Here is an 18163-nt window from a genome sequence, read left to right as displayed (position 1 = left end):
AAGAGGCAAAGCAAAAAAGAAAACGGTGTAACGGTTTGAACCCATGACTTAATCGATGGTGCTGGCATGCTGCCTCCGAAACATTTCCAGGCGCGCGTCGCCGTGCGCCATATTAAGACGCTTTTCCTGACATTTTTTCGATTGTTGTGTGCCCGGGTGCGCAGCGGCATCCATACGGGCTCGCAGCAGCAGGCCGGATGGTCTGCCGCGGTGCGCCACGTTGAAAAGCGCGGTCGCGGCGCACGGTTCACTTTTAAAGCGTTCGAATGCGGTAACCCGTATTAACTCCGACGGCTCGATGAAGCTCTGCACGGCGGTGTCGCGGTCTTCTGCTTCGATCATGATTTAACGTTTTCGCGCATAAAGGCACCGAAAATATTACACCTGTCCGCCTGTATGGGCGGCATTTTCGGTGGAGCGGGGTAGCGAAGAGGGAAATCGCCGGATAGGGCGAGGTGGCGCGAGCCGGGGATGGCGCTGCGAGGGGAGTGGTTCTAACGAGACATTCAGAGGAAAAAGCGGGCGGCGACCGCGCAGGCGGCGCGGTCGCTATCGCCCTGGCTGGTTGCCGCCCGCGCCCGAAGTGCGCTGCAGGGCGGCACCGGCACCCGCTCAGGCCGGCATCATGCGGAACGACACGGCGATCCGGTTCCAGCCGTTGATCGCGATGATCAGCATCGTGAGGTCGGTGATTTCCTGGTCGGTGAAGTGCGGCTTGACCGCCTCCCAGGCCGCGTCGGGTACGTGCGTCTGCGCGATGAGCGTGAGCGCTTCGGTCCATTCCAGCGCGGCGCGCTCGCGGTCGGTGAAGAACGGCGTTTCGCGCCATACCGTCACGGTGGCGAGGCGGCGTTCGGTTTCGCCGCCCTTGCGCGCGTCGGCGGTATGCATGTCGACGCAGAAGGCGCAGCCGTTTATCTGCGATGCGCGCAGCCGCACCAGTTCGGCGAGCGGTTTTTCGATGCTGCTTTTGCTGACCTGTTCTTCCAGCGCAAGCATGGCCTTGGTGCCGTTCGGGCTGGCTTTATAGAAGTCGAGACGTGATTGCATGGTTTGCTCCAGTTGAATGCGCCCGCGATTGGGGCCATGGATCAAGCTTAAATCTCATTGTGGTCGTGCAAAATAGCCATTTCCGGAATATCTCAGGTAACCACTTCCGATGGACATCCACATTGCAGTCGAGGGTCGGCACGACCTGGCGGGGCAGATCTACCGGCAACTGAGGGAAGGGATTATCGAAGGGCGGCTGGCCGGCGGCACGCGTTTGCCGTCGACCCGCGATCTCGCCACCCGGCTCGGCGTGTCGCGCAAGACGACGCTCGATGTATTCGAGCGGCTGCTCGCCGAAGGCTATCTGAGTGCGCGCGCGGGCTCCGGCACCTTCGTTGCCGAGGGGTTGCAGCGACTGCCCGCCGGACGCTCCGCGCAGATCCGCGAGGTCGAAGCCGCCCGCGCGCGGACGAAGGCGCGCGTGCGGGCCCGACCTGTCTGGGAGCAACTGCGCGATGCATCGATGCTGCCGCGACCGATCGTCGGATCGCCGTACGACTTTGTCGGCGGTATGACGGACAAGGCGCTGTTTCCGTTCGACGTCTGGCGTCGCTGCGTGAACCACGCGCTGCGAGTCCAGGCGCGCGGCCGCGGGATGTATCGCGAATCTGCCGGCGAACAGGACCTGCGGCTCGCGGTGTCGCGTTATCTGGCCTTCAGCCGCGCGGTGAACAGCAACTGGGAAGACGTGTTCGTCACCCAGGGCGCACAGCATGCGCTCGATCTGCTGGCGCGCATCACATTGCGTCCCGGCGATGTGGCCGTTGTCGAGGATCCCGGTTACCCGCCGGCACGCGAATGTTTCGCGGCGCTCGGTGCGAAGGTCGTACCGGTCCCCGTCGACGCGGAAGGACTGATCGTCGCGAAGCTGCCGAAAAACGCACGGCTCGTCTATGTGACGCCGTCGCACCAGTTTCCGCTCGGCATGCCGATGTCGCTCGAGCGGCGCGTCGCATTGCTCGAATGGGCGGAACAGCGCGATGCGCTAATCATCGAGGATGACTACGACTGCGAATTCCGCTTCGACGGCCGCGCAATCGAACCGCTGAAAACGCTCGATCGCGCCGGTCTCGTCGCCTACGTCGGCACCTTCTCGAAGACGCTTTTCCCCGAGCTGCGGGTCGGTTATGTGGTGCCGCCGGCATCGCTCGGCGGACCGTTGCGCAAGGCGCGCCAACTTGGCGACTGGCATGGCTGCACGCTTACGCAGACCGCGCTCGCGGCGTTCATGCTCAATGGCGATTTCGCGAAGCATCTGCGCCGCATGCACAAGATCTACGTGACGCGCCGCATGCGTCTGCTGTCGCATCTGCGCGGTCCGCTCGGCGCATGGTTCGAGCCGACCGCGCCGATTGCCGGGATTCACCTTGCCGCGCATCTGAAGGTGCCGCTTTCCGAAGCAACGCTGATTGCCGCGGCACGCGATGCATCGATCGGCCTGTACGGACTCGCGCCGTTCTATGTACGGGCCCGGCCGCAGCCGGGATTGATCTTCGGTTACGGTGGCATTGGCGCCGATCACATCGACGAGGCGCTGACGAAGCTCGCGCGGCTGATGCCGAAGCTGGTGCGTTGAGCCGGTTGCGTGTCGACTATGGCGGAATATTGCGGGGAATTACGGCACAGGTCGCGTGGCCAGCGACGTGCCGCTGGTCGCCATAACTGCGGTTTCGATGCCGGGAAGGGGGTACGGGTAGTCTAAAAACACGATACGAGTTCATGCGTGGTGCACGTGTGATCCATGCGAAGTTCACGCGAGACTCACGTTTACCCCTTGAAACAAGCCTCAAAATGCACCCGAGAGTCAGCGCCACGCAACAAACCCCGCCTGTGACGCACAAAAGATTCGCGCGAAACGCTATAGCGCTTGTAGAATCCGGCGTTGAAGTGCACGCATACCGTGTGCACTTCGTGCATTCACTGACCACAACAGGTAGGAGAAACATGCCGACTTCCGCAAAAAAGGTGGCCAAGAAGGCCGCACCGGCAGCTGCCAAAAAGGTTGCTGCGAAGAAAGTGCCTGCGCAAAAAGCTGCAGCTAAGAAGGTCGCCGTGAAGGCGTCCGGCGCTCCGTCGCCGATCAAGGACACCTTCACGAAGGCCTCGCTGGCTGCTCATGTCGCAGAACGTGCTGGTGTTGAACCGAAGGCTGCCAAGGCTGTTCTGGCTGCACTCGAAGACACGATCCTCGGCTCGGTGCACAAGAAGGGTGCTGGCGAATTCACGTTGTCGGGTCTGCTGAAGATCGTCGCGCAGCAAGTGCCGGCGAAGAAGAAGCGCTTCGGCAAGGATCCGTTCACGGGTGAAGAGCGCTGGTTCCCGGCCAAGCCGGCAAGCGTGCGCATCAAGGCACGTGCGCTGAAGAAGCTGAAGGACGCAGCAGCGAGCTGATCTTGCGCGAGACGTCGATGCCTTTCGGGGCAACGGCGTTTTCCGCAGACAGGCAGTACACGATCCCCACGGGCTCACGTCCGTGGGGATTTTTCATGGGCGCTCCATGTTTGGGTGGCGCGTAGGTGACATCGATGACGTCGATGAACCAGGGCGTCAAGACGTGCCCGATTTCGTGACGAACGGGGTTGCGCCGCGGAGTATTACAATAGCGGGTCTTTTTCTAGCGGATCTATCCATGACTTACTGTGTCGCGATGTGCGTCGACGACGGTCTCGTGTTCCTGTCGGACACCCGGACCAATGCGGGCGTCGATCACATCAGCACCGCGCGCAAGATGTCGGTATTCGAGCAACCCGGCGAACGGGTGCTCGTGTTGCTGGGCGCGGGCAATCTGTCGCTGACGCAGGCCGTGCTGCACGTGCTGAGCGAGCCGTCGGACGACGGCCGCCCCACGTTGTGGACGGTCGGGACGATGGCGGACGCGGCGCGGGTCGTCGGCGATGCGGTGCGTGCGGTGCATCAGCGTGAAGCGCCGGCGCTGCAGGAATTCGGTGTCGACTTCAATTGCAGCTTTATTCTGGGTGGACAGATCGGTATCGATGGCAAGCCGCAGACGCCGCGACTTTTCATGATTTACGCGGCGGGCAATTTCATCGAGGCATCGACGGTATGTCCGTACTTTCAGATCGGCGAGTCGAAGTACGGCAAGCCGATCATCGACCGCGTGCTGACGCCTGCCACGCCGCTCGACGAAGCAGCAAAGTGCGCGCTGATTTCGATGGATTCGACGCTGCGCTCGAATCTCTCCGTGGGTCTGCCGCTCGATCTGCTGGTGTACGAAACCGATGCGCTGCATGTGACGCGCTTCGTGTCGATCGATCAGGACAACACGTACTACCAGATGATCCACCGCACCTGGGGCGAGCGGCTGCGTCAGGTGTTCAGTGAAATTCCCGATCCGGACTGGCTCGAGACCGCCAACGTGCCGCTGGCGCAGCGCGAGCGTGCCTCGGTGACCTATCGCGGTCCGGCGGCTGCCAATGCCACCGACGCGATGCCTGAGCAGACCCTCGCGCAGGCAGCAAAAGAGAAAGCGCGGGGCTGAAGTAGTACGGCGCCGTGGCCGCTGCCTGAGTCCTCACGCGGCCACTACAACGCCATCCAGCGCGATCGCCCCCAACGAGCCAACACCACACAACCGCCTCAACGCAACCGCCCCAACGCAACCGCCCCAACGCAACCGCCCCAACGCAACCGCCCCAAACCCCAGCCAATAAAAAAGCCAGCCTTCGGCTTGGCGCCTCAGGCTGGCTCATGACAGCTGGAACTTCAGCTGCGCATCACGTCATGCTTAGAACTTGTGACGGATACCGATCGTGAAGATTTCCTGCGCCGTCGAGTCCGACGGGTAGTCGTAGTCGGCCACGGTTGCCGTTGCACCCGTACCGCTTGCACGTTGATACGCGCCAAGCGCGTAGACGTCCGTACGCTTCGACAGGTTGTAGTCCGCGCCCAGCGAGATCTGGTTATACGACGCCGACGGGCCGTTGCCCGAAGCGTGCGTAAAGGTGTAGCCCAGACCGAGCAGCGCTGCCGGCGTCAACTGGTAGTTCACGAAACCTGCACCGACGTTGTAACGCTCCGTCGCACCGAACGAGGACAGCGAGTCCGGCTTGTACTGTGCGTTGCTGTAGCGGATGCCGGCTGTGATCGGCCCGATGACATACTGACCAGCGATCGACGCGATACCGATCGACTTGGCCGATGCGAACGGCACGTTGATCGAGTTGAACGTAGCGTCCGACGTCGCATTCCAGCTACCGGCACGGGCTGCTGCCGTGTTGGCGTTGGTCATGCGGATGTAGCCTGCTGCCAGGCTGAACGGACCCGTTGCGTAGCTGACCGCGCCGGACCACGTCTGGCCTGCGCTGATCGCGCCTGCGACGCCGCCGAATGCGTACATGCCTTCGAACTGGAGGCCACCGAACACCGGCGACGTGTACTTGACAGCACTGTTCGTACGCGAGCTGTTGTCGTTGTTGTCGACGTCGCTAGGCGTGGTGAACGTGGAGCCCCAGTAGTTGTCTGCCGTGATCGGCTGGACCAGGTCGACGACCGGGTCGTACTGACGGCCGAGGGTGACCGTACCGTACTGGTCGCTCGTCAGGCCGACGTAGGCCTGACGTCCGAATTCCTTGCCGCCTTGACCAAGCTTGCCGGTATTCGGATCAAAACCGTTTTCCAACTGGAAGATGGCCTTCAGACCGCCGCCGAGATCTTCGGTGCCTTTCAGGCCCCAGCGATTGCCCTGCATGTTGCCGCCGACCAGGCCGACGAAGCTCTTGTTATCTGTATTGGCGTTGTGCACGTACTGGAACGCGTCGTCCAGCACACCGTACAGGGTCACGCTGCTTTGAGCGTGGGCTGCGCCGGCGGCACCCAGAAGGGCCAGCGAGAGGGTAGATAGTGCGATTCGTTTCATCCATTTCTCCACGCAGATGATTAGTTTCGTTGTTGCGGAAAGGAGAATAGCGCAGTGTGTCTATGTGTAAGAACTGAAAAAAAATCACTGTCTCCAAAATGTGACATATCGCTCAAAGCCTTGTATATAAAGCCTTTCGACGACTGTTCCAAATTTGACAATATTATCTCTCTGATATTGCATTATTGTTGTTTTGTTGAGAGTGCGTGTGGAGCTATTTACAATTCGGACATCGTTTTGAAGGCTATACGTAATAAATCCGGTATGTCGATTGGTGTTCGTCAGGTGATTGTTAGCATCTTTTTTATGCGATTTGCGCGCTAACCGGCAGACAAAGATGGACAGATCTTCGCGATGAGACTAAGCGCGCAATGCGCTGCGCGGCGGGATCAACGGTCGTCGTTGGCTGCGGCCGGAGGCTCGCTGTCGCCGTTGCGGCGACCCGCCAACGCGGTCACGACCAGCGCGGCGCCCGCGGCCAGCAGCAGCGAGCCCCACGGATGCCGCTTCACGTAGCGATCGGCGGCGACAGCGCCACGGCCGGCCTGCACCAGCGTCGCGGCGGCTGCCCGTGTAGCCTGGTTTTCGACGCGAACCACCGTGCGGCCGAAGCGCACCGCACCGTTTGTCGCGGGCGTTTCGGGTGGCGCGTCCGCGTCCGTATCGACGGCTTGAGGAAGCGACAAGGCGGACGCAGGATCGGCCGCCAGCGAATCCTGCAGGTCGCGTCGGCGTTGCGCTCCGGCGGCAACCGTCGAAGCCGCGATCACCGACGCCAGCTTGGCGCGACTGCCTGGCGGCGGTTCGCTATCCTGCATGCCCCATGCGCCGCGCGGATCGTGCAGCCGGCCGCGGGCCGCGGAGAATTCGGCGCCAAGCAACAGCACGGCCGCCGAGAAATACAGCCACATCAGCAGCACGGCCAGCGAGCCCGCTGCGCCGAACGAATTCGCCATGCCCGCATGCGCGAGGTACAGCGCGAACAGCTTCTTGCCGGCGGAGAACAGCACGGCGGCGACGAGCCCGCCCACCATCGCGTCCTGCCAGCGCACCACGGCATCGGGCAAAAACTTGAGCAGCGCGGCAAAGGCGAACGCGAGGACGAGCAGGCCGACGATCAACTGCAGCACGTTGCCGATCACTACATACGGCGAATTGCCCCACAGCCACTGACCGACGAACGTGATCGCGGTGTCGAGCACCAGCGACACGATCAGCAGGAATGCGACGCCGAGCACGAGACTGAACGAGATCAGACGCACACGCACGAGCGCGACCACGCTCGACGAGCGCGTCCCCACCGGCGGCCACACCATATTGAGCGCGCTGTTGAGCGACGAGAACGTTGCCGACGCACCGATCGCGAGCGCCGCGAACGAGATGATCGCGGCGATGCCACCTGCATTGCCGCTGCGGTGCGCGTTCTCGACGATCGTCGTGATGCCGGCGGCCGCTTCGTTGCCGAGCACGCCATGTACTTCGCGGAACAGCTCGCCGCGCGCGGCCTCGGCACCGAAGAACCAGCCGGCGATCGCGATCACCATCACGAGCGTCGGCGCCAGCGAGAACGCTGCATAGAACGCGATGCCCGCGGCCATCGCCGCACAGCGGTTGGCCGAGAATTGCCTGAGTGCGCCGATGGCCCACGACGCCTGCTTGCGGGCCACTGTCTGCAGTTTTTCTGAAGAGAGCGTGTCCATGGTGGTCCTTGTGGTCGGGAGCGTGACGACCGTGACGCCAGTGCGGCGGCGAGTCAGCCTGTCTGAAGGTAAGCAATCGCAAGCACCATGCCTGTCGAACTATAGCAAGCGTCTCAAGCGTCCGGCCCGCCGAACACCTCGGCGCACAGCGACCGGCCCGCCTCGCTCAGCCGAGCGGTGCCCGTGCCTTCCTCGGTGAAGGTCGTCTCGACGATGTCGCTATCGACGAGCGCCGTCAGTTGGCGGCGCAAGCCGCTCATCGGCAGGCCGGCCTGCTTGGCCAGTTTCGCCAGCGACCATGCGTGGCCCGGCGTTTCCTGTTCCGCCCGCCATAACTGCGCGAGCACCGCGACGAGGGCGGGGTCGATGGCATCGTTCATAGCGTGTCTCCTCGTCAGACCATGCTCGCGGCGAGTTCGCCGAGCGTCTTGAGCGCGTGCTCGGTCTGCGCGTTCCATGGGTAGCTGTAGTTCAGCCGGATGAAGTGGCTGAAGTCGTTGCGTGTCGAAAACATATAGCCGGGACCGATCGTGATGCTGCGCGCGAGCGCCGCCTGATAGAGCCGCATCGAATCGACGCGCGGCGGCAGTTCGACCCACAGCACATAGCCGCCTTGCGGCGACGAGGTGCGCGTGCCGGCGGGGAAAAACCGCTGCACCATCGCGATCATGAGCCGCGCCTGCTGACGATAGAACTTGCGCACCTGCCGCAGGTGCCGGTCGTAACCGTCCTGGCGCAGATAATCCGCTACCGCGATCTGCGGTACCGACGGCGTGGTCAGCGTATTGAGGAATTTGAGTTTCTCGACCTGGGCGCGATAGCGGCCCGGCATCGCCCAGCCGATCCGGTACGACGCGGTGAGGCTCTTCGAAAACGACGCGCAATGCAGTACGAGACCGCGTGTGTCGAAACTCTTCAGCGTCGAGGGGCGTGTGTCGCCGAAATACAGTTCCTGGTAGACGTCGTTTTCGATGGCCGGGATGTCGTGTGCGGCGAGCAGATCGACGAGTTGCTGCTTGCGTTCGTCGGGCATCCGGAAGCCGAGCGGGTTCTGGAAATTGGGCATCACCATGCACGCGGCGATCTTCTGCTTACCGACGATCTGTGCAAGCACGTCGATATCGATGCCGTGCGCGGGATGAGTCGGCACCTCGATTGCGCGCATGCCGAGACGTTCGATCGCGTGCAGCATCGCGTAGTAGGTCGGCGATTCAACGGCGACCGTGTCGCCGGGTTTGGCGACCGCTTGCAGGCTCAGGTTGATTGCTTCGGTGGCGCCGACCGTGATGATGATCTCGTCGGGATCGATCGCAATGCCGTTTTCGGCGTAACGCCGCGCGATCTGGCGGATCAGCTCGGGGTTGCCCGGCGGTAGATCGTCGATCAGATTCCAGCTCGCATGACGTCGCGCGATCGCGTTCGCATACTGGTTGATGCGCCGCCACGGGAACAGCGACGGGTCCGGATACGGCGAGCCGAGCGGCATCGCGTCTTCGCTGCGGATACTGCGCAGTGTGGACAGCACGAGCCGGCTCACGTCGACTTCCGCGGCGACGACTTGTGTTTGCGTTGCACGGCCGGGCGCGGTGCGGGCTCGTACGGCTGTATCGCGCACGAAGTAGCCCGACTGCGGTCGCGTCTCGACGACGCCACGGCTTTCGAGCAACCCATACGCGTGCAGCACCGTCTTGATGCTCACGCCGTGCTGCTGGCTGGCTTGCCGCACCGACGGAATCCGTTCACCGGCCGCGAACACGCCGCGCCGCACAGCGGCCTCGATTTCATCGGCGAGTTGTTCGTAGAGCGTCACGGTGGCGGGCGATGAGGGCAACGACGCGAGTGTAGGCCAGATTCGCGTAACTGTATCCCTCAGGTTTCGTGTTTTCTGTGTGCTACGACAGTTTTGGAACACAGTACGCTGGATACATCGGCGCAGTGCGCCTTCGTCAATTTGCCGCTCATTGGTCCTTTAACGGCCATCCGATCATGAAGAAACCCGAAGCCCGCATCGAACCGTACACGCACCCCGCCGCAGGCTGGGGCGCGCTGAAGTACGTCGCCATCAACCTGATCAAGGAAAAGGTCGCGGGCGGCAACTACCGCACGCTGCTGGCGCAGAACCAGCCGAACGGCTTCGACTGTCCGGGCTGCGCGTGGCCGGACCGCGAACATGCGTCGACCTTCGAGTTCTGCGAGAACGGCGTCAAGGCGGTGGCCGCCGAGGCGACCGGCAAGCGCGTGACGCCTGCGTTTTTCGAAGCACACACGGTCGCGGAGTTGATGACGCAGTCCGACTTCGAACTCGAGCAGCACGGCCGGCTCACGGACCCGCTTGTCTACGACGCCGCGCGCGATCGCTACGTCCCGATCAGTTGGGACGATGCGTTTGCGCTGATTGCACAGCATCTGAACGGCCTCGACGATCCCGATCGCGCGGCTTTCTATACGTCGGGACGCGCGAGCAACGAAGCTGCGTTTCTATATCAGCTGTTCGTGCGGATGTACGGCACCAACAATTTCCCCGACTGCTCGAACATGTGTCACGAAGCGACGAGCCGCGGCTTGCCGCACACGGTCGGTGTCGGCAAGGGCACAGTGACGCTCGACGACTTCGAACACGCCGACACGCTGCTGCTGTTCGGCCAGAACCCGGCGACCAACCATCCGCGCATGCTCGGCGAGCTGCGCGAGTGCGCGAAGCGCGGCGCGACGATCGTGTCGATCAATCCGTTGAAGGAGCGCGGCCTCGAACGCTTTGCGAGCCCGCAGCATCCGGTGGAAATGCTCACGCTCGGCAGCACGAAGATCAGTTCGGTGTTTATCCGGCCGAAAGTCGGCGGCGACTTTGCGTTGATCAAGGGCGTTGCGAAGCGTGTCGTCGAACTCGACGATGAAGCGCTCATGTCCGGTCTCGCGCGCGTGCTCGACGTCGATTTCATCGCAGCGCATACGGTCGGCTTCGACACATTCGCCGACGATCTGCGCGCCGAAAGCTGGGACACGATCGTCGCGGAATCGGGTGTGCCGTTCGATGACGTGCTTAAGCTCGCCGATATCTACGCGAAGGGCCGCGCGGTGATCTCGACGTGGGGCATGGGCCTCACGCAGCACAAGAACTCGGTGCCAACTGTGCAGTTGCTGTCCAACCTGATGATGATGCGCGGCAATATCGGCCGGCGCGGTGCCGGGCTGTGCCCGGTGCGCGGCCACTCGAACGTGCAGGGCGATCGCACCGTCGGCATCGAGGAACAGCCGACGCAAGCGTTTCTCGACCGGCTTGGCGCCGTGTACCGTTTCGAGCCGCCGCGCGAACATGGCCTCGATGTCGTCAGCACGATTCAGGCGATGCTCGAGCGCAAGGTGAAAGTGTTCATCGGGCTCGGCGGCAATTTCTCGATCGCGACGCCCGATACGCCGCGCACGTGGGACGCGATGCGCTCATGCGACCTGACCGTGCACATCACGACCAAGCTGAACCGCAGCCATCTGATACATGGCCGCGACGCGCTGATCCTGCCGACGCTCGGCCGCACTGAGATCGATCTGCAGAACGGTATCGCGCAGGGTGTGAGCGTCGAGGATTCGATGAGCATGGTGCACATCTCGTACGGGATGAACCGGCCGGCTTCGCCGAACCTGCTGTCGGAGATCGCGATCGTAGCGCGGATGGCGCACGCGACGCTCGGTAGCGCGAAGGTCGACTGGCTTGCGCACGCGAACGATTACGCGCTAATTCGCGATGGCATCGCGCAGGTGATCGACGGTTTCGAGAACTACAACGAACGGCTCAAGCACCCGGGCGGCTTTCATCTCGGTGTGGCGTCGCGCGAGCGGATCTGGAAAACGCCGAGCGGCAAGGCGCAGTTTCTCGTACACGCAATCGCAGTCGACACGCCGATTCACCGCGCACGCGAACGTCACGGCGAGCGTCTGATGACGCTGATGACGACGCGTTCACACGATCAGTACAACACGACGATCTACGGTCTCGACGATCGCTATCGCGGCGTATTTGGTCAACGACGCGTGCTGTTCGCGAACCGCGACGATCTCGCGATGCTCGGTTTTGTCGCCGGGCAGCGCGTCGATATCACGAGCGTGTGGGACGACGGTGTGGAGCGGCGTGTCGACGGTTTCCTGCTCGTCGAATACGACATCCCGCGCGGCTGCCTCGGCGCCTATTACCCGGAGACGAATCCGCTCGTGCCGCTCGAATCGGTGGCCGACGGCGCCGGCACGCCGACGTCGAAATCGATTCCCGTGCTGCTGTCTGCCGCCGTCGAGGCGGTCGCAGCCTGATATCGAAAGTAAGCTTGCTGGAGGAAACGAAAGGCCGCCGTGAGGCGGCCTTGTTGTATCTAGCCTGGCCGCAGGCCATACAGGACGGGGAAAGCACGCGTTGCCAACGAGGGTATCTCGTTTTTCTACATAGTAATAATTCTCATTTGCGTTATAATCGTCGGTCTTATACAAGATTCCCGTTCGCGTTCTGTAATGCTCAGACGTGACGAGCGAATCACAGAAACATGCCGCCCAGATTCCGAGCACGCCCTGGGACGGAAACCCGGACCACTACGCTTTTTCCATTCATGTCTGCTTCCCGCCTTTCCCTTGCGCCGGTCCAGCCGGCGAAGCTTCTTGCTGGTCGTCTCGCCATCAGTACCGCAATCTCCATGGCTTTTGGCGCTGCCGCGCCTGCCTTTGCGCAGTCGGCGGGGGGCGATGCTGCGCCCGGCTCGGTGTTGCCCGCTGTCAAGGTTGAGGCCTCGGTGCCGGTGCTGCCCGGCGATCTTTCGCCGACCTACGCCGGCGGCCAGGTTGCACGCGGTGCCGACTTCGGCGTGCTCGGCAAGCAGAAGATGATCGATGTGCCGTTTAGCATGACGACGTATACGGCGAAGCTGATCGCGGACCAGCAGGCGTTGACGCTCGGTGACGTGCTCGATAACGATCCGGCGGTTCGTGTGAGTTCCGGGTTCGGCAATTTCTCGCAGGTCTTCGTGATCCGCGGTTTTCCGCTCAATGGCGATGACATCTCGTTGAACGGCCTCTATGGCGTGACGCCGCGGCAGCTCGTGTCGACCAGCGCGCTCGAACGCGTCGACGTGTTCAAGGGCGCCAATGCGTTTCTGAACGGCGCGTCGCCAGGCGGCACGGCAATTGGCGGCGGTGTGAACCTGCAGCTCAAGCGCGCCGACGACAAACCGCTCACCCGCGTCACGCTCGAAACCAGCGGCTCCGGCGAATTCGGCGAACAGATCGACGTCGGCCGACGCTTCGGCAGCGAAGGACAGTTCGGTATTCGCGTGAACCAGATGAATCGCGGCGGCGAAACCAGCATCGACGGCGAACATCGTCTCAACAACACGACGGCTGTCTCGCTCGACTGGCGCGGCGACAAGCTGCGTCTGTACGGCGATTTCGTGTATCAGCGGCAAAAGATCGACGACGGCCGTCCCATCGTCTACGTGAACGGCAGCCAGATTCCGGAGCCCCCGTCGGCGACCCATAACTATGCGCAGCCGTGGTCGTTCAGCAATCTTGAAGACACGGTTGGCATCGTGCGTGCCGAGTACGATTTCCTGCCGGCGTGGACCGCGTACGTCGCCGGCGGCGCGCGTCATACGAACGAGCACGGCGATTACGCGTCGCCGACCTACAACGGTGCGACGGGCGTGACGACGACCTCGCGACTCGGTGTGCCGCACAAGGAAGACACGTTGTCCGGCGAAGCCGGCGTGCGCGGCCATTTCACGACCGGGCCGGTCACGCACATGGTGACGGCAAGTGGATCGGTGGTACGTATCGACGGCCAGTCGGCTTATACGTTGTCGGGTACGGTGCCGACCAGTCTGTACGACACCCCCGTACTGCCGCGCCCCGCCGACAAATTCACCGGCGGCGATCTGGCCGATCCGGGTACGACGGCGCTTACGCTGATGCGCAGCGTCGCGGTGTCGGACACGCTTGGCTTCCTGAACGATCGTGTGCTGTTCACGATCGGTGCGCGCCATCAGTCGATCCATTCGAACGGCTTTAACTACAAGGGCGTGCAGACCAACAACTACGATCAGAGTTTGACGACGCCGCTGTTCGGGCTCGTCGTCAAGCCGTGGGAAAACGTCGCGTTCTTTGCGAACCGTAGCGAAGCGCTTGCTCAAGGCGGTCAGGCGCCGAATACCGCGGTCAACTTCGGCCAGCTCCTCGCACCGTATCGTACGAAGCAGTACGAGGTGGGCGTGAAATACGATACCCAGCGGCTGGGTGCATCGCTTGCGGCTTATCAGATCGAGCAACCGTCCGCTTACACCGACAGCACGACGAGAATCTACGGAACGAACGGCACGCAGCGGCACCGTGGGCTCGAAGCAGAAGTGCACGGCGAGCCGTACAAGGGCGTGCGGTTGCTGGCCGGCATGTCGCTGATCAACGCGAAGCTGCTCGACACCAACGGCGGCACGACCGATGGCAACCGGCCGATCGGCGTGCCGAGCTACCTGTTCAATCTTGGTGCCGAGTACGACGTGCCGATGGTGAGCGGCCTTACGTTGACTGCGCGCTGGATTCACACCGGCTCGCAGTATCTGGACGCCGCGAATACGGCGTCGATTCCGTCGTGGGATCGCTTCGACCTTGGTGCGCGCTATGCGACGTCGATATTCGGCCGGCCGACGACATTCCGTGCCACCGTGCGCAATGTCGCGAACAAGGCGTACTGGTCGTCGACGATGGGCACGTATCTGACGCAGGGTGAGCCGCGTACGTTCCTGCTGTCGATGACGACGGACTTCTGAACCTTGCCGGCCCATTCGGGCCGTCCGGGTTGTCTCGCATGAGGACTGTATCGCCAGGTCGATCAGCACATAGTGAGTTAGAAACGCACGCGCAGCCCCGCCGTCACCGCGATCTGCTCGTTCGAGTTCGACATCGACAGCCCGTTGATGACCGCGTGGATTCCGCTGTTACCGGTGTCGCTCACGTGTTGATAGACACCTTGCAGATAGAGGTCCGTGCGCTTGGACAACGCATAGTCGGTCTGCAGCGTGAACTGGTTCCACTTCGGAGAGACGCCGTCGATCTGGCTGTCCGTGAACGTATAGGCGCCTGCGATCGAGACAGCCGGCGTGATCTGATACCGCGCGTTCAGCTCGTAGTTCGTGAAGCGCGCGCTATTCGCTCCGAGGGAAAGACCGCTTGACGTACCCGATGCGGAAGCGCCGATGCCGGTCAGATTGCCCAGCACCGTCTGCGTGAAGACGAGGCCAACCGTCGCACCGGCAAACGAGTAGTTCGCACCGGCGCCCCACGTGCGTTGCGTGCTGGCGGTGAAGGTTGCGTCGTTGGTCACCGCGCCGCCGGAGTTCAGATCGGTGCCGCTGTTGTTCAACTGCAGGTAGCCGGCCGCTGCGTTGAACGGCCCGTAGCTATACGACGTGCCCACGCTGTACGCGCGGTTCGTGGCGAAGGCACCTGCGCTGTTGGAGAAGCCGTACAGGCCGCCGAACTTCAGGCCGCCATAGGCGACGCTTGAGTACTTGATCGAATTGTTGATACGGAACGAGTTGTCGAGGTTGTCGTTGTCAAACGGATGGGCCGCTCCCGTACCGCCATAACCTGTTCCAGTAAGCGCAAGCGGTGCAAGATAATCGACGACGGAGTCGTATTGCCGGCCGAGTGTGACAGCACCATATTGCAGGCTCGATAGACCTACAAAAGCCTGCCGACCAAACTCCAGACCGTTCTGTCCGAGCTTGCCGTTCGCGATGTTGAAGCCGTTTTCAAGGGTGAAGATCGCCCTGAGTCCGCCGCCCAGATCTTCCGTGCCGCGCAGACCGAAGCGGCTGCCGTTTACCGATCCGCTCGTTTCCTGAAAGTTGCTGCTGCCGCCCTGATTGTTCGTGTAGGTGAGGCCAGCATCGATGAGCCCGTAGAGTGTGACGCTGCTTTGCGCGTGAGCGGTGGCTGCGAACGCGAGTGCACTGGTTGCGCCCAGTGCGATCAACGACTTTTTCATCCGAATCTCCAATACGCCGAAAATAAATGGGGCGTGCGGGCAAGCGCATATCGACATTCGACCCATGCCCAACTTCGCCCTGATGCAACGGCTTCTCATATCTGTCTGCCGTTGGAGAGCGATTAGAAACGATCGGATCGCAACTGCTGTGGTGCTGCGACAACGTCGAATTTACGGATTGTTTCGGCCCATCCTCTTTTGAAATATCGACGGGACAACCGATGCAGGGCGTGACAGCTCCCAACGCTTTACTGTCGGGGGAGAGGCGATGATTTCGTTAGCCGACAGGTGCAAGTAAGTACCGGCACGGTGTTATGCAAGTTAAGACCGTGAAAGGCTTTTGCGCGCGCAGAGGGATCGGATGAAGATCAGGAGGAACTCAGTTCCACAAGAAACTTGTGCTGGCAGTGACGGGTGGTTGCGCGGCAAGTGCGCGAGTCAGGCGCTCGATACTCTCCGCAGGCAACGCGTATGCGATCCAGCCAGCACCGCTATGTCGCAGCATGAGCACCGGTCCGAGCGTCGGAGAAAAATCGACGTGCCAGCAAGGATCCATTTCAAGCGGATAGTCGTTCGAGACCGCTGGTTGAAGTTCGTGCGGTGGCTGCATCTGCGAACGCAGCATAATCAGGCGACGAATGAGCGAGTCGATGTCGTCTGTCTTCAGCACGGAAGTTCGCTCCGCGATTCGAAAACGCAGCGCGGCCTCGTCTTCTTTCTCTACTACATCCAATGTCAATACGTCGTACACGGTCGATCCTGATCAACTTCGCCAGCCATCCAGCCTGAACGAGCATGAGCGGTTATTCATCGGTCTGCTCTCGCGTGGGCGCATTCGTCGCCCGGGCAAAGTCAGACTGGTGAGACGGTTGATCAAGTCTAGGGCACGTATCGTTGGCTCGTGTAACCGGTTCGTTTCCGCGCGTTACGCGGCGCCGCGACCACACGCTGTCCGTGCGTCCCGATGCAACACGCTGCGCCGTCTTGCGCCACATCCATGCAAAGCACAGCGCGCCGATTGCAGCACCGACATCGATGCCGATCGTGTCGGCGGTTGTCGAACCCCACAGACCGCTCGAGGGCGCGAGCCATCCGAGTACGCTCGCGAGCGGAATTGCCGCCGTCGCGCAGGTCGCGAGACCTAGTAGTTCGATCGATCCGCGTGCCGCGCCGCGCACGAATGCCCACACGATGCTCGCGAGAAACACGCTGTAGTAGATGCCGATGTGCCACGCGTGCAGATCGGCGACACGGCCGCTCAGCAGCTTGCCGGCCACGAGCGTGAGCGAAATGCCAGCGATGCAGCCTAGCGAAACGCCGACGGTGAGCGCCGCCATCGCAAACGTCGCGCGTCGTTGCGTAACCGGCAGACCGTCGCGTCGCGCGGCTTTGCGACGGCTTTCGATCCACAGCAGGTTGCCCGAATAAAACAGGAACGCACCGGCGATGCCGAGCAGGAAGTAGCCCCAACGCACCGGGCTGCCGCCGTAGCTGCCGAAGTGCAGCGCATAGAACGCGCTCGTCGCCGCGGACCACGCATTGCCGTTACCTTCACCGGGAAGAAACTCGGTATTCAGGAAGCGGCCGCTTGCCGGGTCCATCAGCGCGAAGCCGCCCGAGCGGGCCAGAAAACGCGGATCGTCGCCGGCGATGAAAACCGTTGCACCTGGTTCGCCCGCGCGGCGATAACTGAGCGATGTCGGGACGAAATGCGGCTCTCGCTCGCGTACGCTTGCCAGCAACTGTCGGACTGGAACGAGAGGCGGTGTGGCGGACGCATCCGGTGCAGCGGGCGCTTTGGCGAAGAACGGATTTTGCGCGGTCATCATCGGTTGCAGCGTGCCGCGGTAGATGACCGCATCCTGCACGTCGTAGATGTTGTCCTTGAGGCCGAACGCCACCACCGACAATGCCATCACGACATGAAACGGCAGGCTCAGAATCCCGATCGTGTTGTGCGCGTCGAGCCACATGCGCTTCAGGTTCTTGCCGATGCGCAGGGCAAAGAGGTCTTTGACCAGTGTCGGCAGCAGCACGATCACGCCCGATACCAGCGCGAGACCGTACAGCATCGACACGACCCCCATCACGCCCATACCGACCGCGTAGCTGCCTGGCACACCGGCGGTCATATGCAGCACATCGATGAAACGTGCGGCATCCGAGGGCCGGCTTTGCTTCGCGACGAGTTGTCCGCGCTCGTCGAACGAAGTACTCCAGCGCTGGCCCGGCGCCGGCTGCCACGTGAGGTGCGCGGTGCCGTCGTTGTCACCGAGAGCAAGCGTGAACTGCCGACGCGCGGCGGGGTAGGCCGCGAGAGTCTGTTCGATCAGTGCGTCGGCGCGCTCGATCGATACGGCGTGCGTGCCCGTTTCAGGCGGCGTGACCCACTCGGTTAGCGAGTCCTTGAACATCGTGACCGCGCCGGCATAGAACGCGATGAAAAGCAGCAGACCGGCAACAATGCCGGTCCATGTGTGCACGGTTTTATAGACGCGAAGAACGTCGCTGCGCATGTCCAGT

At 62.3% G+C, this 18163-nt stretch carries 14 protein-coding genes; 5 read left to right on the top strand and 9 right to left on the bottom strand.

All coding sequences use genetic code 11. The features are described 5' to 3' along the window. Positions 1-48: 48 nt before the first annotated feature. Together M0D65_RS14315 and M0D65_RS14310 are read right to left on the bottom strand one after the other, a co-directional pair. Complete coding sequence (locus tag M0D65_RS14315) at positions 49-342, bottom strand: hypothetical protein (protein ID WP_266253260.1); 294 nt, start codon at positions 340-342, stop codon at positions 49-51. A 270-nt stretch (positions 343-612) separates the two neighbouring features. Further along, a complete protein-coding gene (locus tag M0D65_RS14310) occupies positions 613-1050 on the bottom strand; it encodes a carboxymuconolactone decarboxylase family protein (protein ID WP_091008258.1) in 438 nt (145 codons plus the stop codon). A gap of 109 nt (positions 1051-1159) precedes the next feature. On the opposite strand from M0D65_RS14310, the gene M0D65_RS14305 reads away from it, so the two are divergent. The 3 genes from M0D65_RS14305 to M0D65_RS14295 all read left to right on the top strand — a co-directional run bounded on the left by M0D65_RS14305 (position 1160) and on the right by M0D65_RS14295 (position 4549). Beyond that, positions 1160-2626, top strand: a complete 1467-nt coding sequence (locus tag M0D65_RS14305) for a PLP-dependent aminotransferase family protein (RefSeq protein WP_266253259.1) — start codon at positions 1160-1162, stop codon at positions 2624-2626. A 368-nt stretch (positions 2627-2994) separates the two neighbouring features. Beyond that, positions 2995-3441, top strand: coding sequence for an HU family DNA-binding protein (locus M0D65_RS14300; RefSeq protein ID WP_091008254.1), 447 nt, complete (start codon positions 2995-2997; stop codon positions 3439-3441). A gap of 238 nt (positions 3442-3679) precedes the next feature. Beyond that, on the top strand, positions 3680-4549 hold the full coding sequence (locus M0D65_RS14295; protein WP_266253258.1) for a proteasome-type protease: 870 nt from the start codon (positions 3680-3682) through the stop codon (positions 4547-4549). 246 nt (positions 4550-4795) lie between these two features. Here the strand turns inward: M0D65_RS14295 and M0D65_RS14290 are convergent, their stop codons facing one another. The 4 genes from M0D65_RS14290 to M0D65_RS14275 all read right to left on the bottom strand — a co-directional run bounded on the left by M0D65_RS14290 (position 4796) and on the right by M0D65_RS14275 (position 9436). Next, positions 4796-5926, bottom strand: a complete 1131-nt coding sequence (locus tag M0D65_RS14290; RefSeq protein ID WP_266253257.1) for a porin — start codon at positions 5924-5926, stop codon at positions 4796-4798. Positions 5927-6315: 389 nt separating this feature from the next. Further along, complete coding sequence (locus M0D65_RS14285; protein WP_266253256.1) at positions 6316-7626, bottom strand: YihY/virulence factor BrkB family protein; 1311 nt, start codon at positions 7624-7626, stop codon at positions 6316-6318. A gap of 113 nt (positions 7627-7739) precedes the next feature. Further along, on the bottom strand, positions 7740-8006 hold the full coding sequence (locus tag M0D65_RS14280) for an ArsR family transcriptional regulator (RefSeq protein ID WP_266253254.1): 267 nt from the start codon (positions 8004-8006) through the stop codon (positions 7740-7742). A 14-nt stretch (positions 8007-8020) separates the two neighbouring features. Further along, on the bottom strand, positions 8021-9436 hold the full coding sequence (locus tag M0D65_RS14275; RefSeq protein WP_266253253.1) for a PLP-dependent aminotransferase family protein: 1416 nt from the start codon (positions 9434-9436) through the stop codon (positions 8021-8023). A gap of 176 nt (positions 9437-9612) precedes the next feature. Here M0D65_RS14275 and M0D65_RS14270 point away from each other — a divergent pair, with 176 nt between their 5' ends. Next, positions 9613-11925: an FdhF/YdeP family oxidoreductase gene (locus M0D65_RS14270; RefSeq protein ID WP_266253252.1), complete on the top strand. Its 2313-nt coding sequence runs from the start codon at positions 9613-9615 to the stop codon at positions 11923-11925. 374 nt (positions 11926-12299) lie between these two features. Beyond that, the gene (locus M0D65_RS14265) at positions 12300-14420 is read left to right on the top strand and encodes a TonB-dependent siderophore receptor (protein ID WP_266253251.1); all 2121 of its coding nucleotides are present in this window, start codon (positions 12300-12302) and stop codon (positions 14418-14420) included. Positions 14421-14497: 77 nt separating this feature from the next. On the opposite strand, the gene M0D65_RS14260 is transcribed toward M0D65_RS14265, so the two are convergent. The 3 genes from M0D65_RS14260 to M0D65_RS14250 all read right to left on the bottom strand — a co-directional run bounded on the left by M0D65_RS14260 (position 14498) and on the right by M0D65_RS14250 (position 18156). Next, entirely contained in the window at positions 14498-15640 is a 1143-nt protein-coding gene (locus M0D65_RS14260) for a porin (protein ID WP_266253250.1), read from the bottom strand. A 379-nt stretch (positions 15641-16019) separates the two neighbouring features. Beyond that, on the bottom strand, positions 16020-16391 hold the full coding sequence (locus M0D65_RS14255) for a hypothetical protein (protein WP_266253249.1): 372 nt from the start codon (positions 16389-16391) through the stop codon (positions 16020-16022). Between the two features lie 52 nt (positions 16392-16443). Next, complete coding sequence (locus M0D65_RS14250) at positions 16444-18156, bottom strand: PepSY domain-containing protein (RefSeq protein WP_266253248.1); 1713 nt, start codon at positions 18154-18156, stop codon at positions 16444-16446. Positions 18157-18163: the final 7 nt, after the last annotated feature.

Source organism: Paraburkholderia sp. CHISQ3, from assembly GCF_030464945.1.
GTDB lineage: Bacteria > Pseudomonadota > Gammaproteobacteria > Burkholderiales > Burkholderiaceae > Paraburkholderia > Paraburkholderia megapolitana.
Note: the sequence above shows the minus strand (reverse complement) of the source record. Positions and strands in the feature narration are given on the sequence as shown.

Excerpts from the sequence above, each read along its gene's own strand:
- M0D65_RS14315 (WP_266253260.1), bottom strand. The coding sequence starts at position 342 with ATGATCGAAGCAGAAGACCGCGACACCGCCGTGCAGAGCTTCATCGAG.
- M0D65_RS14310 (WP_091008258.1), bottom strand. The coding sequence starts at position 1,050 with ATGCAATCACGTCTCGACTTCTATAAAGCCAGCCCGAACGGCACCAAG.
- M0D65_RS14305 (WP_266253259.1), top strand. The coding sequence starts at position 1,160 with ATGGACATCCACATTGCAGTCGAGGGTCGGCACGACCTGGCGGGGCAG.
- M0D65_RS14300 (WP_091008254.1), top strand. The coding sequence starts at position 2,995 with ATGCCGACTTCCGCAAAAAAGGTGGCCAAGAAGGCCGCACCGGCAGCT.
- M0D65_RS14295 (WP_266253258.1), top strand. The coding sequence starts at position 3,680 with ATGACTTACTGTGTCGCGATGTGCGTCGACGACGGTCTCGTGTTCCTG.
- M0D65_RS14290 (WP_266253257.1), bottom strand. The coding sequence starts at position 5,926 with ATGAAACGAATCGCACTATCTACCCTCTCGCTGGCCCTTCTGGGTGCC.
- M0D65_RS14285 (WP_266253256.1), bottom strand. The coding sequence starts at position 7,626 with ATGGACACGCTCTCTTCAGAAAAACTGCAGACAGTGGCCCGCAAGCAG.
- M0D65_RS14280 (WP_266253254.1), bottom strand. The coding sequence starts at position 8,006 with ATGAACGATGCCATCGACCCCGCCCTCGTCGCGGTGCTCGCGCAGTTA.
- M0D65_RS14270 (WP_266253252.1), top strand. The coding sequence starts at position 9,613 with ATGAAGAAACCCGAAGCCCGCATCGAACCGTACACGCACCCCGCCGCA.
- M0D65_RS14265 (WP_266253251.1), top strand. The coding sequence starts at position 12,300 with ATGGCTTTTGGCGCTGCCGCGCCTGCCTTTGCGCAGTCGGCGGGGGGC.
- M0D65_RS14260 (WP_266253250.1), bottom strand. The coding sequence starts at position 15,640 with ATGAAAAAGTCGTTGATCGCACTGGGCGCAACCAGTGCACTCGCGTTC.
- M0D65_RS14250 (WP_266253248.1), bottom strand. The coding sequence starts at position 18,156 with ATGCGCAGCGACGTTCTTCGCGTCTATAAAACCGTGCACACATGGACC.